At 62.8% G+C, this 19,469-nt stretch carries 12 protein-coding genes and 2 tRNA genes; 9 read left to right on the top strand and 5 right to left on the bottom strand.

The window, feature by feature from the left end:
* Nucleotides 1–187: 187 nt before the first annotated feature.
* The 7 genes from clpP (at nucleotide 188) to ACQKRQ_RS15135 (ending at nucleotide 7,836) form a co-directional block, all read left to right on the top strand.
* Nucleotides 188–841, top strand: a complete 654-nt coding sequence (clpP, locus tag ACQKRQ_RS15165; RefSeq protein WP_007182010.1) for an ATP-dependent Clp endopeptidase proteolytic subunit ClpP — start codon at nucleotides 188–190, stop codon at nucleotides 839–841.
* Nucleotides 842–1,024: 183 nt separating this feature from the next.
* Nucleotides 1,025–2,296: an ATP-dependent Clp protease ATP-binding subunit ClpX gene (clpX, locus tag ACQKRQ_RS15160; RefSeq protein ID WP_006048928.1), complete on the top strand. Its 1,272-nt coding sequence runs from the start codon at nucleotides 1,025–1,027 to the stop codon at nucleotides 2,294–2,296.
* 202 nt (nucleotides 2,297–2,498) lie between these two features.
* Nucleotides 2,499–4,922 (top strand): endopeptidase La, encoded by a 2,424-nt coding sequence (lon, locus tag ACQKRQ_RS15155; RefSeq protein ID WP_132374695.1) that lies wholly within the window; start codon nucleotides 2,499–2,501, stop codon nucleotides 4,920–4,922.
* 342 nt (nucleotides 4,923–5,264) lie between these two features.
* Nucleotides 5,265–5,537: an HU family DNA-binding protein gene (locus ACQKRQ_RS15150; RefSeq protein WP_012432917.1), complete on the top strand. Its 273-nt coding sequence runs from the start codon at nucleotides 5,265–5,267 to the stop codon at nucleotides 5,535–5,537.
* A 73-nt stretch (nucleotides 5,538–5,610) separates the two neighbouring features.
* Nucleotides 5,611–5,686 (top strand) — tRNA-Val (locus tag ACQKRQ_RS15145).
* A 49-nt stretch (nucleotides 5,687–5,735) separates the two neighbouring features.
* A tRNA-Asp gene (locus ACQKRQ_RS15140) sits at nucleotides 5,736–5,812 on the top strand.
* Between the two features lie 86 nt (nucleotides 5,813–5,898).
* Nucleotides 5,899–7,836, top strand: a complete 1,938-nt coding sequence (locus ACQKRQ_RS15135) for a SurA N-terminal domain-containing protein (RefSeq protein ID WP_427477876.1) — start codon at nucleotides 5,899–5,901, stop codon at nucleotides 7,834–7,836.
* Nucleotides 7,837–7,929: 93 nt separating this feature from the next.
* On the opposite strand, the gene ACQKRQ_RS15130 is transcribed toward ACQKRQ_RS15135, so the two are convergent.
* Together ACQKRQ_RS15130 and ACQKRQ_RS15125 are read right to left on the bottom strand one after the other, a co-directional pair.
* Nucleotides 7,930–8,271, bottom strand: coding sequence for a hypothetical protein (locus ACQKRQ_RS15130; protein WP_132374693.1), 342 nt, complete (start codon nucleotides 8,269–8,271; stop codon nucleotides 7,930–7,932).
* A 118-nt stretch (nucleotides 8,272–8,389) separates the two neighbouring features.
* A complete protein-coding gene (locus ACQKRQ_RS15125) occupies nucleotides 8,390–9,061 on the bottom strand; it encodes an arylesterase (protein WP_207915635.1) in 672 nt (223 codons plus the stop codon).
* Between the two features lie 28 nt (nucleotides 9,062–9,089).
* On the opposite strand from ACQKRQ_RS15125, the gene ACQKRQ_RS15120 reads away from it, so the two are divergent.
* On the top strand, nucleotides 9,090–9,776 hold the full coding sequence (locus ACQKRQ_RS15120; protein ID WP_106307454.1) for an ABC transporter ATP-binding protein: 687 nt from the start codon (nucleotides 9,090–9,092) through the stop codon (nucleotides 9,774–9,776).
* 137 nt (nucleotides 9,777–9,913) lie between these two features.
* Here the strand turns inward: ACQKRQ_RS15120 and pgi are convergent, their stop codons facing one another.
* The 3 genes from pgi to ACQKRQ_RS15105 form a co-directional block, all read right to left on the bottom strand.
* Nucleotides 9,914–11,536: a glucose-6-phosphate isomerase gene (gene pgi / locus ACQKRQ_RS15115; RefSeq protein WP_427477873.1), complete on the bottom strand. Its 1,623-nt coding sequence runs from the start codon at nucleotides 11,534–11,536 to the stop codon at nucleotides 9,914–9,916.
* A gap of 247 nt (nucleotides 11,537–11,783) precedes the next feature.
* Nucleotides 11,784–13,373 (bottom strand): NAD(P)H-hydrate dehydratase, encoded by a 1,590-nt coding sequence (locus ACQKRQ_RS15110; RefSeq protein ID WP_427477872.1) that lies wholly within the window; start codon nucleotides 13,371–13,373, stop codon nucleotides 11,784–11,786.
* 117 nt (nucleotides 13,374–13,490) lie between these two features.
* The gene (locus ACQKRQ_RS15105; protein ID WP_427477870.1) at nucleotides 13,491–14,789 is read right to left on the bottom strand and encodes an FAD-dependent oxidoreductase; all 1,299 of its coding nucleotides are present in this window, start codon (nucleotides 14,787–14,789) and stop codon (nucleotides 13,491–13,493) included.
* 382 nt (nucleotides 14,790–15,171) lie between these two features.
* Here ACQKRQ_RS15105 and purL point away from each other — a divergent pair, with 382 nt between their 5' ends.
* The gene (purL, locus tag ACQKRQ_RS15100) at nucleotides 15,172–19,257 is read left to right on the top strand and encodes a phosphoribosylformylglycinamidine synthase (protein WP_427477869.1); all 4,086 of its coding nucleotides are present in this window, start codon (nucleotides 15,172–15,174) and stop codon (nucleotides 19,255–19,257) included.
* The last annotated feature ends 212 nt before the right edge of the window (nucleotides 19,258–19,469 follow it).

Below are 19,469 nucleotides of genomic sequence, written 5' to 3'. Positions count from 1 at the left end.
GCTGCAACGGCGTGCCGGCTGTCGGAGCGACGGCCCGCACGCCGTTTTTTTGTGCTGTGAATGTGTATTGCGTTTTTGCTTCGTGTTGCGCGGCGCACATGCACTGATCGCGCACTTGAATACGGGGTTGTCGACCACACCTGTCCAGCATCTAATAGTTAGAATATTTCAGACAAGGATCCACTGCATGACCTTTCGCGCTCAAATGCTGGACACGTTGACCTCCCAGTCGTCGCGGGATCTCGAAGCGCAGGCGCTCGGACTGGTGCCGATCGTCGTGGAAACGAGCGGCCGGGGCGAGCGCTCGTACGACATCTATTCCCGTCTGCTCAAGGAACGCATTGTCTTCCTGGTCGGTGAAGTGAACGACCAGACGGCCAATCTCGTCGTCGCGCAGATGCTGTTCCTCGAAAGCGAGAATCCGGACAAGGACATCAGTTTCTACATCAACAGCCCGGGCGGCTCGGTTTCCGCCGGCATGGCGATTTATGACACGATGCAGTTCATCAAGCCGGACGTCTCCACGCTGTGCATGGGTCTCGCGGCCAGCATGGGCGCATTCCTGCTGGCGGCCGGCGCGAAAGGCAAGCGTTTTGCTCTGCCGAATTCGCGCGTGATGATTCACCAGCCGCTCGGCGGCGCGCGTGGTCAGGCGTCGGACATCGAAATTCAGGCGCGCGAAATCCTGTATTTGAAGGAACGGCTAAATCATCTGCTCGCGCATCACACCGGCCAGCCGGTCGAGCGTATCGCACGCGACACCGACCGTGACAACTTCATGTCCGGCGACGACGCGCAAGCTTACGGCCTCGTCGACCAGGTGGCGCACAAGCGTCCTTGAGATGGTGCGTTTTTGCCCCGAATTGGGGCAAAAACGTCGCCGGATCGGTTGTGAAATAATCAAATTTCGTCCGAGTGCCTGCGGCAAACGCCGTCACCTTGGCTCAAGCCCGGCCCCGCCCAAACTGCGAGGCCAGGGCAAACGGCGTATCATGTAATCGAGTGTCCGGAGGCTCACACATCTATGGCGGACAAGAAAGGTTCTAACAGCGAAAAGCTGTTGTATTGCTCGTTTTGCGGCAAGAGCCAGCATGAGGTCAAAAAACTGATTGCCGGCCCGTCGGTGTTCATCTGTGATGAATGTATCGACCTGTGCAACGAAATCATCCGTGATGAGGCTGCAGGTGCGGGCATCGAGGCGGGCTTGTCGAAGTCCGACCTGCCGAGTCCACAGGAAATCCGTGAAATCCTCGACCAGTATGTGATCGGTCAGGAACGCGCGAAGAAAATTCTCGCGGTCGCGGTGTACAACCACTACAAGCGTCTCAAGCATCTCGACAAGAAGGATGAGATCGAGCTGTCCAAGAGCAACATCCTGCTGATCGGCCCGACCGGTTCCGGCAAGACGCTGCTCGCGCAGACGCTTGCGCGCCTTCTGAACGTGCCGTTCGTGATTGCCGATGCAACCACGCTGACGGAAGCCGGCTATGTCGGTGAAGACGTCGAGAACATCATTCAGAAGCTGCTGCAAAACTGCAATTACGAAGTCGACAAGGCCCAGCGCGGCATTGTCTACATCGACGAAATCGACAAGATCAGCCGCAAGTCCGACAACCCGTCGATCACCCGCGATGTGTCGGGCGAAGGCGTGCAACAGGCCTTGCTGAAGCTGGTCGAGGGTACGATGGCGTCGGTGCCGCCGCAAGGCGGCCGTAAGCACCCGAATCAGGACTTCATCCAGGTCGACACCACCAACATTCTGTTCATTTGCGGTGGCGCGTTTGACGGCCTCGAAAAGGTCATCGTCGATCGTACCGAGAAGACCGGTATTGGCTTCGGCGCAAGCGTGAAGAGCAAGCAGGATCGCGACGCCGGCGAAGTGCTGCGCGAAGTGGAACCGGAAGATCTGATCAAATTCGGCCTCATTCCGGAACTGATCGGCCGTCTGCCGGTGGTCGCCACGCTCGGCAAGCTCGACGAAGCGGCGTTGATGAAAATTCTCGTCGAACCGAAGAATGCACTGGTGAAGCAGTACCACAAGCTGTTCAACATGGAACGCGTCGAGCTCGAAATTCGCCCGGCCGCGTTGCAAGCTGTCGCGCGTAAGGCAATTCGTCGCAAGACGGGTGCGCGTGGTCTGCGCTCCATCCTGGAACAGGCGTTGCTTGATGTGATGTACGACCTGCCGCAAATGAAAGGCGTTAGCAAGGTCATCATCGACGACAACGTGATTGACGGCGACGGCAAACCGCTACTGATCTACGAAGACGCGCCCAAAGTGGCGGGTTCGAACTGATCGGCTTTCGGGTTCTGCAAAAAAAGCCGTTCATGGCAACGTGAACGGCTTTTTTCGTTTATCGTGTGGTCAGGCTGGTTGTTTTCACTATGGAGTCACTGAACCTTCGGAGTCACTGAACTTTTCCCACACGCGGAGGCTTGCAATCTTTTCTGCTGGCCTCACCTATCGAACGAACTGATTCCACTCATGGGGAAATGAAATGTCAGGAACCCAACTCCTTCCGCCGGAACGCATTACGCTCCCGCTGCTCCCGCTGCGTGACGTAGTCGTCTTCCCGCACATGGTGATTCCGCTCTTCGTAGGCCGCCCGAAGTCGATCAAGGCTCTCGAAGCAGCGATGGAAGGCGGCAAGCACATCATGCTCGTCGCCCAGAAGACGGCTGCGAAAGATGAGCCGACCGAAAAGGACATGTACGAAGTAGGGTGTGTCGCCAACATCCTGCAAATGCTGAAGCTGCCCGATGGCACCGTGAAGGTGCTCGTCGAAGGCTTGCAGCGCGCGAAAACGCTTTCCATCGAAGAACAGGAAACGCAGTTCTCGTGCGAAGTCATGCCGCTCGAACCCGACCACGCCGACAGCGCTGAAACTGAAGCGCTGCGCCGCGCGATCGTGTCGCAGTTCGACCAGTATGTGAAGCTGAACAAGAAGATCCCGCCGGAGATCCTGACGTCGCTGTCGGGTATCGACGAAGCCGGGCGTCTGGCCGACACGATCGCGGCGCACTTGCCGCTCAAGCTCGACCAGAAGCAGCACATCCTCGAAATGTTCCCGGTCATCGAGCGACTCGAGCATCTGCTCGCGCAACTCGAAGCCGAGATCGACATCCTGCAGGTCGAAAAGCGCATCCGTGGGCGTGTGAAACGCCAGATGGAGAAGAGCCAGCGCGAGTACTACCTGAACGAACAGGTCAAGGCGATCCAGAAGGAACTCGGCGAAGGCGAAGAAGGTGCGGACCTCGAAGAACTCGAGAAGCGCATCACGGCTGCCCGCATGCCGAAGGAAGCCAAGAAGAAGGCCGACGCCGAGCTGAAAAAGCTCAAGCTGATGTCGCCGATGTCGGCTGAAGCGACCGTCGTGCGCAACTACATCGACACGCTGATCGGCTTGCCATGGCGCAAGAAGAGCAAGGTCAACAACGACCTCTCGAATGCGGAACGCGTGCTCGACGAGGACCACTTCGGTCTCGAGAAAGTGAAGGAACGCATTCTCGAGTATCTCGCGGTCCAGCAACGTGTCGACAAGGTCAAAGCGCCGATCCTGTGCCTCGTTGGGCCTCCGGGTGTCGGTAAGACGTCGCTGGGTCAGTCGATCGCTCGCGCCACGAACCGCAAGTTCGTGCGTATGGCGCTCGGCGGCGTGCGCGACGAAGCCGAGATTCGCGGTCACCGTCGTACGTACATCGGGTCGATGCCCGGCAAGATTCTGCAAAGCCTGACCAAGGTCGGCGTGCGCAATCCGCTCTTCCTGCTCGACGAAGTCGACAAGATGGGTCAGGACTTCCGCGGCGATCCGTCGTCGGCTTTGCTGGAAGTGCTCGATCCGGAACAGAACCATACGTTCGCCGATCACTACGTCGAGGTCGACTTCGATCTGTCGGACGTGATGTTCGTCGCGACGTCGAACTCGCTGAACATTCCGCCGCCGTTGCTCGACCGGATGGAAGTGATCCGTCTGTCGGGTTACACGGAAGACGAGAAGGTCAGCATCGCGCAACGTTATCTTTTGCCCAAGCAGAAGAAGAACAACGGCCTCAAGGAAGGCGAGGTCGATGTGACGGAAACCGCGATCCGCGACATCATTCGTTACTACACGCGTGAAGCGGGCGTGCGTTCGCTCGAGCGTGAAATTTCGAAGATCTGCCGCAAGGTCGTGAAGATGCTTCTGCTGAAGAAGGCGGAAGGCGCGGTGAAGGTCGACGGCAGCAACCTCGATACGTTCCTCGGCGTGCGCAAGTACGACTTCGGTCTGGCTGCGAAGGAAAATCAGGTTGGCCAGGTTACGGGTCTCGCATGGACGGAAGTGGGCGGCGATCTGCTGACCATCGAAGCTGCGGTGATGCCGGGCAAGGGCAATGTGATCCGCACGGGTTCGCTCGGCGACGTGATGAAGGAATCGGTCGAGGCAGCACGCTCGGTGGTTCGTTCGCGTTCGCGCCGTCTCGGTGTCAAGGACGAAGCGTTCGAGAAGCAGGACATTCACATTCACGTGCCGGAAGGTGCGACGCCGAAAGACGGTCCGTCTGCCGGTATCGCGATGACGACCGCGCTGGTGTCGGTGTTGACCGGAATTCCGGTACGCGCCGATGTCGCGATGACGGGCGAAATCACGTTGCGTGGCGAAGTTCTGCCGATCGGCGGCTTGAAGGAAAAACTGCTGGCGGCGCATCGCGGCGGTATCAAGCTGGTGCTGATTCCGGAAGAGAACGTCAAGGACTTGACGGAGATTCCGGACAACGTGAAGAACGCAATCGAAATCGTGCCGGTCCGTTGGATCGACAAGGTGCTCGAACTGGCGCTCGAACGTGTGCCGGCGGCGTTGCCGGAAGAAGAGCCGAAGCCTGCTGCGCCGGTCGCAGCGGAGCCGGGCAAAGACGCCGCAGCAACGGAAGTCGTGAAGCACTAAGACAGTCAGTAACGAAGCTGTTTGCTTGAAGAAAACCCGCGGTCACGGCCGCGGGTTTTTTTATGGCCGCGCGACTTGCGTCAGGCGTCGCGCGTGGCGCGTTTTCCCACCTATTGAGCAAAGCTGCGGTGCGCTTGCCAACTGGTTGTATGTGCATCGATTTGCGGCAACATCTTGTTATAGGAAGCCCCCTCGAAAACCACCCAAATCAGGCTCAACCCCGCTTGACACAGGGGTTTCGGCCAATTCTAATGATTGCGCCCGGCGTTGCCCGCCGGCCGCGTGATGCCAGGCGCTAACAGAGCGCCGTCACGATTGCCATAAACATTCTCGGGGGTTGGAATGAACAAGACGGAATTGATCGATCACGTTGCACAGCAAGCCGACATTTCGAAGGCAGCGGCAGGCCGTGCACTCGACGCTGTGATCGATGGTGTCAAAGGTACGTTGAAGAAAGGTGGTTCGGTGACGCTGGTCGGTTTTGGCACCTTCGCGGTTGGCAAGCGTACCGCGCGCACCGGGCGCAACCCGCGCACCGGCGCTGCCATCAAAATCAAGGCGGCCAAGGTTCCTAAATTTAGGCCTGGCAAAGCTCTGAAGGATGCGCTAAACTAATGGGCTCGCTGCTTGAGGAACGTCGGTTGACGAGAATCGGGCGGCGGACAGAAGAAGCACTGAATCGAGAAACGGGTGCTTAGCTCAGTTGGTAGAGCGGCGCCCTTACAAGGCGTAGGTCGGGAGTTCGAGCCTCTCAGCACCCACCAGTTTCAGATTCGTTTAAGTGTTTCAGCGCAGCGCAGTTGTGCTGCATAAGGAGTGGTAGTTCAGTCGGTTAGAATACCGGCCTGTCACGCCGGGGGTCGCGGGTTCGAGTCCCGTCCACTCCGCCAGTATCCTCGAAAGGCGAACTCCGGTTCGCCTTTTTTATTGCCCGCTGTTGTAAGATCGGGCGTTCTGTTTTTGGCACTCCTCACGCATGCTCGATTTTTTCCGCAATCACAAACGCCTGATGATGTTCATGCTCATCCTCGTCATTGTGCCGGGGTTGGGTTTTGTGGGTATTCAGGGCTTCCGCGGCTTCTTTGACGAAAGTGCAAACGTCGCGAGCGTCAACGGTCACAAGATCACGCGCGCTGAATACGACGACGCGATGCGTCAGCAGCTCGACCGCGCCCGTCAGATGCTCGGCGCGCAGTTCGACATGAAGTCGTTCGACACGCCGGAACGCCGCGCTCAGATGCTCGATGGTTTGATCGAGCAACGCGTGCTGGCCGATGAAACACAGCGCCTGCATCTGACCGCGTCTGACGACGCCGTGCGCCGTGTGTTGATGAACGATCCGGTGATCTCGTCGCTGAAGAATCCTGACGGCACGGTCGATGTCGAACGCTACAAGCAGTTGCTCGCCATGCAGGGCATGACGCCCGACCAGTACGACGAACGAGTGCGCTACAGCATTGCCACGCAGCAGTTGCCGGCCAGCATTCAGGGCAGCGCGTTCACATCTAAAACGCTGGCTCAGCATCTGACTGAACTCGCGGAACAACAGCGCGAAGTGCAGGGCATTGCGTTCCATCCGCGCGACTACGCCGCGAAGGTGCAGCCCACCGACGCGCAGCTGCAAGCGTATTACGACGCGCATCGCAACGAATTCGCTACGCCCGCGACGGCCACGATCCAGTATCTCGTGATGTCGCCGGCCACGCTCGCCGCTTCCGCGCAGCCAAGTGATGCCGATCTGAAGAAGTACTACGACGACAACATCGCGCACTACCGCACCGACGGCCAGGTGCGTGCAAGCCACATCCTGATCGCGGCGCCGAAAGACGCGAGCGCGGCTGACAAGGCCAAGGCCAAGCAGAAGGCCGAAGAGTTGCTCGCGCAGATCAAGGCGCATCCGGACCAATTCGCGCAGATTGCGCAGCAGAATTCGCAGGATCCGGGTTCGGCGTCGAAGGGCGGCGATCTGGGTTACTTCGGCCGCGGCATGATCGCGGGCGGCCAGGCGTTCGACGACGCCGTGTTCGCGCTGAAGAAAGACGAAGTCAGCGGCATCGTGCAAACCGACTTCGGCTATCACATCGTCAAGGTGACGGATGTGAAGCCGGCGGTCACGAAGCCGTTCGACGAAGTGAAGGATCAGATTTCGAAAGACCTGAAGACGCAGTTGGCCAGCAAGGCGTTCACCGACGATTCGGAAGGCTTCACGTCGATCGTCTACGAAAAGGCGAAGAGCCTGCAGCCGGCTGCCGACAAGTACAAGCTGCAATTGCAGACCGCCACGGTCACGCCGCAGCCGGATCCGAAGCTCGCGCCTGACAGTCCGCTGAACAACGCGAAGTTCCTCGCCGCGGTGTTCGCTAGCGACGCCACGACGGCACGCAACAACACGCAGGCCATCGACGTCGGCGGCAACACGTTGATCGCGGCGCGCGTGACCGACTACAAGGCCGCGGCGGTGCCGGCGCTCGACGCCGTCAAGGACGCCGTGCGTCAGAAGGTGATCGCCGTTCAGTCGGATGAAGCGGCTCACAAGGACGGCGTGGCCAAACTGGCCGAGTTCGAAAAGTCGAAGGCGACCACGGGCTTCTCGTCGCCGTTGAAGGTGTCGCGCAACGACGCGCAAGGCGTGCCGCCGGCCGCATTGAGTGCAATCTACAAGGCGGACGCGCAAAAATTGCCCGCCTATGTCGGCGTGGATCTCGGCGACGACGGCTATGCAATCTATCGCGTGAACGCGGTGGTGGCCGGTAACACGGTCGATCCGCAACGTCTGGCCGCAGCGCAGCAACAGATCGCACAGGTCGATGCGCAGTCCGAAGCAGAGGCCTACGTCGAAGCGCTGCGTGCGCGTTCGAAGGTGAAATTCTACGGCTCGCTCGACAGCAGCAATGCCCAGGCGAGCGGCGAATAACACCGCGCAAACACAAAAAAGCCCCGCAATTGCGGGGCTTTTCATTTGACGAGTGCAAGCTCGTCAAACGGTTTGCTGCGGCACGCTGCGGTATTACAGGCAGCCGCTGATTGCACCCGTGGCGTCGCTGCCCGCAGCGCCATTCGCGCGGAAGCCGACCCACGTACCTTTGCCGGTGTACGACGGGCGTACGACAGCGGCTGCGCCATTAGGCGGCTGCTGACCCGGAACATAGACGTCCATGGCTTGATCGTTAGCCAGCGTGTCTTGCGACACGACTTGTTGTTGCGAGCTGTCTGCCCACTTCTGCGCGATACAGGTAGCGACAGCCTTCGGCGGTTGCTGGCTTTGACCAACGGACTGAACGCCAGCGGGTGGTTGAGCGGCGCAGGCAGAAATTGCCACGGTCAAAGCGATTAACGGTAAATATTTCACGTTATCTCCTCAAAAGTCGCTCAAAATCGAGCCGGTTACGCGGGATTACGAAAGTGTCAGAGAGAACTTACCGATCCGCGTTCCCGCAGTTCTGGAAACAAGTTGTTAGCAGGCTTTTTCAGTGCGGCGAACTTGTGCGAAGGAGTGGCTTGACTGCGGGCCACACGTTGTTGAGTAGCACTGGCTGTGCCTGCTGGGTCGGATGAATCTGATCGGCCTGGAACATGTCCGGTTTGTCGGCGATGCCGGCGAGCAGAAACGGCACGAGCGGCACACGCAACTGCCTGGACAGTTCGCCGTACAAGCCGTGGAACTTTTGCGTGTAGTCCGGGCCGTAATTAGGCGGCACATACATGCCCACCAGTACGACCTTCGCATGACCTTGCTGAGCCTGCTCGATGATCGTGCGCAGGTTGTCTTCGGTGGTGGAGAGCGGCACGCCGCGCAATGCGTCATTGGCGCCGAGTTCGACGATCACGATGCTCGGCTTCAGACGCTGCATGAGCGCGGGCAGGCGGGCTCGTCCGCCGCTCGTGGTGTCGCCGCTGATGCTTGCATTGGCGACGCTATAATCGATTCGCTCGTCGGTGAGGCGCTGGCGCATCAAGGCAACCCAGCCCGTGTCGCGGGGCAGGCCGTATTCGGCGGAGATGCTGTCGCCGAGCACGACGATCACCGGCTTGGCCGGTTCGGGCGCGTTGGCGGCCCGGGCCGCGAGGCTCACTGAAAACAGGGTAGCGGCCACGGCAACGCCGCATGCCGTTGTCAGCGCCGTGGCGCGAGACGTCATGGCACGCACTTTCAACCTACGCTTCACCATGCTAAACAAAACTGATCCAGTCATTGAAGTGCGGGGTTTGTGCAAGAAGGTTAAGGATGCAACGGGCGAACTGACGATTCTCGACGACATCGATCTTGCTATCGATGCCGGCAGCAGTGTGGCAATCGTCGGTGCATCCGGGTCGGGCAAGTCTACGCTGCTCGGCTTGCTCGCAGGATTGGACAGCGCAAGCTCGGGCTCGGTTCGGTTGCTCGGCCGCGAACTCGGTGAACTGAACGAAGACGAGCGCGCCGCATTGCGCAGCGGCTCCGTCGGCTTCGTGTTCCAGTCGTTTCAATTGATGCCTCATTTGACAGCGCTCGAGAACGTCACCTTGCCGCTGGAACTGCAAGGCGGCATCGGCACCCGCGAAGCCGCAACGCGTGCGCGCGGCTTGCTGGAGCAGGTGGGTCTCGGCAAGCGCACCAGTCATTATCCGAAGCTGCTGTCGGGCGGCGAGCAGCAACGTGTGGCGCTCGCGCGCGCGTTCGTCACACACCCGGCGATCCTCTTCGCCGACGAGCCGACCGGCAGTCTCGATGCCGCCACCGGTCACGCGGTGATCGATCTGATGTTCGAGATGAACCGCGCGAACGGCGCTACGTTGATTCTCGTCACGCACGACATCGAACTGGCGCGCCGTTGCGATACGACGGTGACGATCGAGGCAGGACGTCTCGCCTGAGCGGGCGTCGATACAAAGCAAAAGCGGGCCGCAAGGGCCCGCTTTTTTCATTCCGGCTCACTTCGTCAGCAGGCGAATTCGCCAACCACCTCAGCATAAAACTTCAGCGGCGCGGCGACGTACCGCGCCGCTCAGCATTACTTCTTCAACGCCGCGCGCGCCCGTGCGATCAATGCGGACGTCGACGAGTCGTGCTTCTTCTCATCGACGCTCGGCGCCGTCAGGTCGGCCTCGACCACCTTGCCGAGAATCTTGCCCAACTCAACGCCCCACTGATCGAAGGAATTGATGTTCCACACCGACCCCTGCACCAGCACCTTGTGCTCGTACAGCGCGATCAATGCGCCGAGGGAACGTGCGGTGAGCGCGTCGACCAGCAGCGTGCTGGTCGGACGGTTGCCCGGAAATACCAGGTGCGGTGCGAGTTCAGGCTTGTCCGCACCGGCCACTTTCTTCGCTTCTTCGAGCGTGCGGCCGAGCATCAGCGCTTCACTTTGCGCGAAGCAATTGGCGAGCAGCTTCGGATGATGGCTGACGAGCGGATGCTCCGGCGTCAACACAGCGATGAAGTCGATCGGCACGATCGTCGGACCCTGATGCAGCATCTGGAAGAAAGCGTGCTGACCGTTCGTGCCCGGTTCGCCCCACGTCACTGCGGCGGTCGGGTAGTCGACCATCGCGCCGTCCAGACGCGCGGACTTGCCGTTGCTTTCCATCTCGAGCTGTTGCAGATACGAGGGCAGGAAATGTAGTGCTTCGGAATACGGCGCGACCAGGTAGCTTTGCGAGCCGAAGAAGTTGCGATACCAGATGCCGATCATGCCGAGCAGAACCGGCAGATTTTTTTCGAGCGGTGCGTCGCGGAAATGCTGGTCCATCTCGTTGGCGCCGGCGAGCAGTTCGTCGAACTGCTTCGGCCCGATCGCAATCATGATCGACAGACCGACTGCCGACCACAGCGAATAGCGGCCGCCGACCCAGTCCCACATCTCGAACACGTTTTCTTTCGCGATGCCGAACTTGACCACTTCCGCAGGATTGGCCGACACGCCGACGAAGTGCTTCGCCAGCGCGCTTTCCGGGCAGCCTTTCTCGACGAACCAGTCGCGCAGCGAGCGCGCGTTGGTCATGGTTTCGAGCGTGGTGAAGGTCTTGGAGACGATGATCGCGAGCGTCTCTTCGGGATCGATCTGCTGCATCACGTTGTACAGATCGGCGCCGTCGACGTTCGACACGAAGTGCGTGGTGATCTCCGGCGTGGCCAGATGATGCAGCGCATGCACGACCATCTTCGGCCCGAGATCCGAGCCGCCGATGCCGATGTTCACGACATAGCGGATCCGCTTGCCGGTATAGCCTTTCCACTCGCCGCTGCGCACCTGGTCGGCGAACGCAGCCATCTTGGCGCGCTCGGCCTGCACCTGAGCGTAGAACGGCGCTTTCGGATCGGTGGCGCGCAGGGCGGTGTGCAGCACGGCGCGGCCTTCCGTCGGGTTGACGATTTCACCCGCGAACATGGCGTCGCGGCGTTTCTCGACGCCGGCTTCGCGCGCGAGTTGCACGAGCAGTTTCAGCGTCTCTTCGGTGATGCGGTTCTTCGAGAAATCGGCCGCGAGACCGCCGCCCGCGAACGCGAAGCGCTCAGCACGGGTAGGGGCGGGATCGTTCTCGGGGGCGAACCAGTCGCGCATATGTGCATCGCGAATCTTTTCGTAATGCGTTTGCAGCGAGGACCAGGAGGGGAGCGAGTTCTGGGTCATAGCGTCCGTCTAACCAAGTGGCACGAAGAAAGGCGCGCGCGTGAAGCGCCGCCGAGGATGATGCAACGATGCTGTTAGAACGATGCCGCGCGGCCGGGTTCGCCATGGGTGGCGGGGAAAGTTCGCCGTAACCCGTGGTGGCTCCGACGCGCGGCGCAGTCAGTCAGTATAACGGCGTTGCGTGACGGGCGGCAGCGGTTTGGGGCGTCCATCCATAGGTTGGGACGGACAGTTTCAGGACACCGCCTCAGCACTCCGCCGCCGGGTAGAACAAACGGTTCAGCAAGGTTCGCACCATCGGCGCCAGTTCGCCCGCCGTCAGGCCGGCGGGGCCGTGGCCTTGCGCGCTCAGCGTGTCGGCCGCGAGACCGTGCAGATAGACGCCCGCGAGCGCCGCTTCGTAACGCGGCAGATGCTGCGCGAGCAGCGCGCCGATGATGCCGCCGAGCACGTCGCCGGTGCCGCCCGTCGCGAGCGCGGCATTGCCGGTCGGATTGATCGCGAGGCGGCCGTCCGGCGCCGCGATGACGGTGCCGGTGCCTTTGAGCACCACCACGGCGGCATAGCGCGCGGCGAGCGAGCGCGCCGCGGTGAGGCGGTCTCGCTGCACGCCCGGCGCGTCGGTGCCGAGCAAACGCGCGGCTTCGAGCGGGTGCGGCGTGAGGATGCACGGATCGCCTTGCACGCCGCGCGCGGTGACGTCGGCGGCGAGCGCGGAGTTCTTCGAGATCAGGTTCAACGCGTCCGCGTCGAACAGCTTGGGCACGTCGAGTTGCAGCACGTCGTGCATCACGCGCGTGGCGCGTTCGCGATGACCCATGCCGCAGCCGACAGCGAGCGCGTCCATCTGGTCGAGCGGCAGATCGTCGATGGCATGCAGCATGAGTTCGGGATGCGGCGGGTCGTAGGGCGGTGCGCCTTCGCCCAGCAACGCGACATGCACCTTGCCCGCGCCGGTGTACAGTGCCGCGCGCGAGGCGAGGATCGGCGCGCCGCACATGCCGGTGTCGCCGCCGACCACGGCGAGGCTGCCGAAGCTGCCCTTGTTGGTCGCGAAATCGCGCGGCGGCAGGAACGCGGCGAAGAGTTCGGGCGCGTTCAGTTGCACTGCGGTGCGGCCGCTAGTGTCGACGCCGATCGGCGCGAGCGTGACCGCGCCAGCAAGATCACGCCCTTGCGCGGTGAAGAGCCCGGGTTTGGCGCCGATGAAGGTGACCGTATGGGTGGCATGGACGGCGGCGCCGTCGCCGTTGCCCACAACCGTGCCGGTGTCGCTGTCGAGTCCGCTCGGCACGTCGAGGGCCAGCACGCCGCCTTTGCGCGGCCGCGTTTTGGCCCGTTGCGAAAGCTGCCGGGCGACGGCCGCGAACACGCCTTCGAGCGGACGCGTGAGGCCGATGCCGAACATGCCGTCCACCAGCCACCGGTAGCCGTCCAGCGACGCGGGCGGCGTGCTGCTGATCGCGACGCCGGCCGCGCGGGCCGTGTCGAGAGCCCAGCGCGCGTCTTCCGGTTTCACTTCGACCGGCATGCACAGTTCGACCGCGATGCCGGCTTGGTGCAGTTCCGTCGCGAGAATCAGCGCGTCACCGCCGTTGTTGCCCGGTCCAGCGATGAGCCACACCTTCTGCCTCGATTTCTCGATCGAGGTATCGCGGGTGATCTGCTCGCGCAGGAAGCTCGCGGCGGCTTTCCCGGCGCGCGACATCAGCGTGTGTTTCGGCAGGGCGGCCGCCGCCTGGGATTCGGCGATCCGCAGGTCGGTGAGCGTCAGGAGCGGCAGCGCCCGATTGAGGGGGCTGATGAGCGTCGGCGGCGTGTTGTCAACTTCTGTCATAGCGAGGCTTGGCGGTTCGCCTGGTGGCAGGCGAAAAAGCTTGGGGAATCGCTATGGTAGTGCCGATGGGCGCGCGGCGGGCGCCTCTTGCGGCCCGCTCGCGCGCGGGCCGGCGATTTACCTGAACCGATCCGGACGTAGGGCGGCCAGCGTGTCCGCGGGGACGTCCGGCGTGCCGCCCGAAATCAGGTCGGCAACCAGTTTGCCCGACCCGCAGGCGAGGCCCCAGCCGGCGGGGCCGTGACCCACATTGACGAAAAGCCGCGGATGCAGTGCGTTGCCGATCACCGGCAAGCCGTCCGGCGATAGCAGTTTGACGCCTTCCCAAGGCAAGGCCACCGAGATTCGCGCGGCGCCTGGAATCCAGTCGTGCGTGGCCTGGCCGAGCAGGGCGAGGGCTTCTTTCGTCACCGCTTCGCCCAATGGCTTGTCGATCTGGCCGGCGCTTTGCAAGACCGCGCCGCCCGCGATCCGCAGCCGATGGTTCATGCGGCTGATCGCGATCCGCTTCACCGCGTCGACGATCGCGACGTGCGGCGCGCATTCCTCATGCGCGATCGGTGCGACCAGCGTGTGCAGGCGCAGCGGATGCAATGGCAGCCGCAAGCCGAGTCGCTCGAGCAGCGGCAGGCTGCCGTGGCCGGCCGCCACGACCACCGCGTCGGCGTGGATCACATCCACTTCGCGCGAACGGGAGGTCGCGCCCGGCTGCGGCGCCAGTTCCACCGAGGCGCGCTGGCCTTCCAGGCGGATCGACGAGACTTCGCAGCCCAGCATGAATTGGACGCCGCCTTGCGTATCCAGCGTCTGCTTGATCAGCTTGGTGAAGAGCGGCGCATTGGCCGTGCGCTCCTGGTCGAACAGCACGCCGCCCGCGAATTCCGGCTCGGTGCGCACGGATTGCTCGAACGCGGCGCATTGTTCGGGTGTGAACTCGTGGTGCGGCACTTCGAAAAGCTGGAGCAGGTCGCGCGCGGGCCGCATCTGCTGCCACTCCTGTTCGGAGCGCACCAGATAGAGCACGCCGCTGGTCTGTTCGAACTCGAGGCCGAAGCGCGCCTCCATGTCCGCCATGGTTTCGCGCGACAGCTCGATCAGCGGTCGCAGCAGTCCGTATTGATGGCCGAACGCGTCGGGTTCCTGCAACTCGGCGAGCTGCTTGACGAACTGGCGCGCCGATCCGTTGAAGCCGGTCTTGTTGACGACGCCATTTTTGGCGTTTTGACGGCTCGCCATGAAAGTCGGGCCGAACCAGACGTCGAGCGGGGTCGGCAGGACGGTGCCGCCGTGTCCATAGGTTGCGCCCTGCGCGACCGTGGCGTGGCGCTCGACGACGCATACCCGATGGCCGGCCGCGCGCAGTTGATAAGCGGTGGCGACGCCCACAATCCCGCCGCCGATGACGATGACATCCATGTTCTGATTCGAGTTGCCGACGGGACGCCGAAGCGGCGCATTCCCGTTGAGCGTGACATGCGGCGCGCTGCCCGGCCTGCTCAGGCCGCTCGCGCCGATCTGGTGAAAGGGCGAATGATAGCAGTCAAACCGCTGGCGCGGCCACGCGGGTGCAACGCCGGAGCGCCGCCGCCGTGCGTGCCGCGGGCGAGCCCGAGTCGGGCCGAAACGTGGCCGGGATCCGCACCGAAGCGCCGCGGAACCATCTCGAAACCCGCCCGAAGCCGCACCGCCAAGCCCGCTGGAAGCCTCTTCCCGGGGTATAATCTCGGACTTCCTTTCCGCCTCACGTCGCCTTCACGCGCGACTCATCGGCATCATTGAGCGACGCAACGTCAAGTCCATGGCCCACTTCTCGTGTTTCCCCGGCGCTTCGGCCCTTTCCGATTTCCGTCAAACCCGCCTGCTCGAAACGCTTACGCGCATCGATCCGAACATCACCGGTGTGCGCGGGCAATATCTGCACTTCGTCAACGCCCAGACACCGCTCTCCGCTGAAGACAACGCGAAGATCGAAGCGCTGATGCACTACGGCGATCCGCTCGAAGAAACCAAGGAGCGCGGCACGGCCGAGACCTTCCTCGTGGTGCCGCGTTTCGGCACGGTGTCGCCATGGGCCAGCAAGGCAACGGATATCGCGCATCTGTGCGGCCTCACGCAGGTGCGCCGCATCGAGCGCGGCGTCGAGTACACGGTCACGCTGAAAAGCGGCCTGCTGGGCGGCAAGAAGGCGCTCACCGACGAAGCCCGCGCGGCCGTCGCGGCGGCCTTGCACGACCGTATGACGGAAAGCGTGTCACCGTCGCGCGACCACGCGCTGCATCTGTTCGACGAACTGCCGGCCAAGCCGCTGCAAACCGTCGACGTGTTGAGCAACGGCCGTGGCGCGCTGGAAACGGCGAACACGGAACTGGGCCTCGCGCTCGCCGACGACGAAATCGACTACCTGGTCGACGCCTTCACGAAACTCGGCCGCAACCCGACCGACGTCGAACTGATGATGTTCGCGCAGGCCAACAGCGAACACTGCCGTCACAAGATTTTCAACGCGGACTGGACCATCGACGGCGAGAAGCAGGACATCTCGCTCTTCAACATGATCCGCAACACCGAGAAGCTGAATCCGCAGGGCACGATCGTCGCGTATTCGGACAACTCGGCGATCATGGCGGGCGGCATGGCCGAGCGCTGGTTCCCGCGCACGCCGGCCGATCTGGGCGCGAGTGAGCTGCCGGAGCACTACCGCCGCAGCAACGAACTCACGCACACCTTGATGAAGGTGGAAACGCATAACCACCCGACCGCGATCTCGCCGTTCCCGGGCGCCGCGACCGGCGCGGGCGGCGAAATCCGCGACGAAGGCGCGACCGGGCGCGGTGCGCGTCCGAAAGCGGGTCTGGCGGGCTTCACGGTGTCGAACCTGGAACTGCCGGACGGTGTCGAGGCATGGGAAAACGCGCGCGACGCCGCGCAGCCGCTCGCGCACCGCAATCCGGACGACAAGCACGAAGCGTACGGCCGGCCTGATCGCATCGCCTCGCCGCTGCAAATCATGATCGACGGGCCGCTCGGCGGCGCCGCGTTCAACAACGAATTCGGCCGGCCCAACCTGGGCGGCTATTTCCGGGCTTACGAGCAGAACGTCGCGGGTCTCGTGCGTGGTTATCACAAGCCGATCATGATCGCCGGCGGTATCGGCAATATCTCGGACCAACATACGCATAAGCACGATCTGCCGGAAGGGTCGCTCTTGATCCAGATCGGCGGTCCGGGCATGCGCATCGGCATGGGCGGCGGCGCCGCGAGCTCGATGGCGACCGGCACCAACACCGCTGAACTCGACTTCGATTCGGTTCAGCGCGGCAACCCGGAAATCGAACGCCGTGCGCAGGAAGTGATCAACGCGTGCTGGCAACTCGGCGAGAAGAACCCGATTCTGAGCATCCATGACGTCGGCGCGGGCGGTCTCTCGAACGCCTTCCCGGAAGTGGTCGACGGCGCCGGCAAGGGCGCGCGCTTCGATCTGCGCAAGATTCAATTGGAAGAGAGCGGTCTGTCGCCGCGCGAAATCTGGTCGAACGAAGCGCAAGAACGCTACGTGCTCGCCATCGCGCCGGCCGATCTGCCGGCGTTCGCCGCCATGTGCGAGCGCGAGCGCTGCCCGTTCGCGGTGATCGGCACGGCCACGGCCGAGCGTCAACTCAAGCTGATCGACTCCGAACTGAACGACGACACCGCACATGAGCCGGTCGACATGCCAATGGAAGTGCTGCTCGGCAAAGCGCCGCGCATGCACCGCGACGTCAAACGAGTCGAGCAGAAGCTCGAACCGGTGGATGTCACCGGTCTCGCGCTGTCGGATGTGGCGGTCAGCGTGCTGCGTCATCCCACGGTGGCGAGCAAGTCGTTCCTGATCACGATCGGCGACCGCTCGGTGGGCGGCACGACCGCGCGTGACCAGATGGTCGGCCCGTGGCAAGTGCCGGTGGCCGACGTCGCGATTACCACCATGGACTACGCGGGCTTTACCGGCGAAGCCATGACGATGGCCGAGCGCACGCCGCTTGCCGTGATCGACGCGCCGGCTTCGGGCCGTATGGCGGTGGGCGAGGCGGTCACGAACATCGCGGCGGCGCCGATCGCGTCGCTCGACAAGCTCAAGCTGTCGGCCAACTGGATGGCCGCGTGCGGCGCAGCGGGCGAAGACGCCGCGCTCTACGACACGGTCAAGGCGATCGGCATGGAGTTGTGCCCGGCACTCGGCATCAGCATTCCGGTCGGCAAGGATTCGCTGTCCATGCGCACCAAGTGGGAAGACCGCGGCGTCGCGAAGGAAGTGGTCGCGCCGGTCTCGCTGATCATCTCGGCGTTCGCGCCGGTCGAAGACGTGCGCCGCCATCTCACACCGCAACTGCGCCGCGCGAGCGACGTGGGCGAGTCCGTGCTGATCGCGATCGACCTCGGCCGCGGCAAGCATCGCCTGGGCGGCAGTATTCTCGCGCAGGTCACGCAGCAGGTCGGCGACACGGTGCCGGACGTGGACGATCCGGAAGACCTCAAGCGTTTCTTCGCCGCGATCCAGGCGCTGAACCAGGACGGCAAACTGCTCGCTTACCACGACCGTTCCGACGGCGGCCTGTGGGCGACGGTGTGCGAAATGGCGTTCGCGGGGCACGTGGGTGTGTCGTTGAACGTCGACATGCTGGTGCTCGATCCGAACCATGAATCCGATTACGGCGACGCCAAAGATTGGGCGAAGCAGACCAGCGGCCGCCGTGAAGACCGTACAATCCGCGCGCTCTTCAACGAAGAACTCGGCGCCGTCGTTCAGGTGCGTGCGTCTGAGCGCGACGCGGTGCTGGCTGCGTTGCGCGAACATGGGCTGTCGGCGTGCGCGCATGTGATCGGCAAGCTCAACGAGCGCGACACGATCGAAATCTATCGCGACGCCAAGAAGATTTATGAAGCGCCGCGCACTGAATTGCATCGTACGTGGAGCGAAGTGAGCTGGCGTATCGCGCGTCTGCGCGACAACCCCGCTTGCGCCGACGCCGAATACGACGCGCTCTCCGACGCGGCCGATCCGGGCATCACGCCGGTGCTGAGCTTTGATCCGGCTGAAGACGTCGCCGCGCCGTTCATTGGCAAGAGCGCGCGTCCGCGCGTCGCGATCCTGCGCGAGCAGGGCGTGAATTCGCACCTCGAAACGGCCTATGCATTCGACCGCGCCGGCTTCGACGCGCACGACGTGCACATGAGCGACCTGCTGGCCGGCCGCGCGAATCTCGCCGATTTCGCCGGCGCGGTGGCGTGCGGCGGCTTCTCTTATGGCGACACGCTGGGCGCTGGTGAAGGCTGGGCGAAGGCGATCCGCTTCAACGCGCAACTGGCCGATATGTTCGCCGCGTTCTTCGGCCGCGAAGACACGTTCGCACTCGGTATCTGCAACGGTTGCCAGATGATGAGCAGCCTCGCCTCGATGATTCCGGGCGCCGAAGCGTGGCCGAAGTTCACGCGCAACAAGTCGGAGAAATTCGAAGCGCGCTTCTCGCTGGTCGAAGTGCAGGCTTCGCCGTCGATCTTTTTCAACGGCATGGAAGGCTCGCGCATTCCAGTGGCGATCGCGCACGGCGAAGGCTACGCGGACTTCTCGCAGCAAGGCGATGCGTCGAAGGTCGCGGTGGCAATGCGTTATGTCGATCACCGTGGTCAGGCGACCGAGCAGTATCCGTTCAACCCGAACGGTTCGCCGAACGGCATCACGTCGGTAACGACGCCGGACGGTCGCTTCACGGTGCTGATGCCACATACGGAGCGCGTGCATCGCGCTGTGCAGATGAGCTGGCATCCGGAAGGCTGGGGCGAGGGCGCCACGGACGCAAGCCCGTGGATGCGCGTGTTCCAGAACGCGCGCCGCTGGTTGGGCTGATGATGTAAGACAGGCTGCCGTGTAGTTGGCACGGCAGCCTGCTGGCCCGACGGCTGTCTAGTCCGCTTGGCGCCGGCAAGGCGGGCGGCACATGCGCCGGCCCTCGCAGCAGTGAGCAGATTGTCGACGCCTTGGTCCGTATCCGATCTGGTACGGGAAGAGCGATACACTCCAGATTGTTATGTTTCGTATCCGTTCGGGTACGAAACAGG

This window comes from Paraburkholderia sp. NPDC080076 (assembly GCF_050281145.1).
Classification (GTDB): Bacteria; Pseudomonadota; Gammaproteobacteria; order Burkholderiales; family Burkholderiaceae; genus Paraburkholderia.
Note: the sequence above shows the minus strand (reverse complement) of the source record. Positions and strands in the feature narration are given on the sequence as shown.

What these genes read in the sequence shown, in the direction of transcription:
- ACQKRQ_RS15125 (WP_207915635.1), bottom strand. Translation starts at nt 9,061, where the DNA reads ATGACGTCTCGCGCCACGGCGCTGACAACGGCATGCGGCGTTGCCGTG.
- ACQKRQ_RS15120 (WP_106307454.1), top strand. Translation starts at nt 9,090, where the DNA reads ATGCTAAACAAAACTGATCCAGTCATTGAAGTGCGGGGTTTGTGCAAG.
- clpP (WP_007182010.1), top strand. Translation starts at nt 188, where the DNA reads ATGACCTTTCGCGCTCAAATGCTGGACACGTTGACCTCCCAGTCGTCG.
- lon (WP_132374695.1), top strand. Translation starts at nt 2,499, where the DNA reads ATGTCAGGAACCCAACTCCTTCCGCCGGAACGCATTACGCTCCCGCTG.
- purL (WP_427477869.1), top strand. Translation starts at nt 15,172, where the DNA reads ATGGCCCACTTCTCGTGTTTCCCCGGCGCTTCGGCCCTTTCCGATTTC.
- ACQKRQ_RS15110 (WP_427477872.1), bottom strand. Translation starts at nt 13,373, where the DNA reads ATGACAGAAGTTGACAACACGCCGCCGACGCTCATCAGCCCCCTCAAT.
- pgi (WP_427477873.1), bottom strand. Translation starts at nt 11,536, where the DNA reads ATGACCCAGAACTCGCTCCCCTCCTGGTCCTCGCTGCAAACGCATTAC.
- ACQKRQ_RS15135 (WP_427477876.1), top strand. Translation starts at nt 5,899, where the DNA reads ATGCTCGATTTTTTCCGCAATCACAAACGCCTGATGATGTTCATGCTC.
- clpX (WP_006048928.1), top strand. Translation starts at nt 1,025, where the DNA reads ATGGCGGACAAGAAAGGTTCTAACAGCGAAAAGCTGTTGTATTGCTCG.
- ACQKRQ_RS15150 (WP_012432917.1), top strand. Translation starts at nt 5,265, where the DNA reads ATGAACAAGACGGAATTGATCGATCACGTTGCACAGCAAGCCGACATT.
- ACQKRQ_RS15105 (WP_427477870.1), bottom strand. Translation starts at nt 14,789, where the DNA reads ATGGATGTCATCGTCATCGGCGGCGGGATTGTGGGCGTCGCCACCGCT.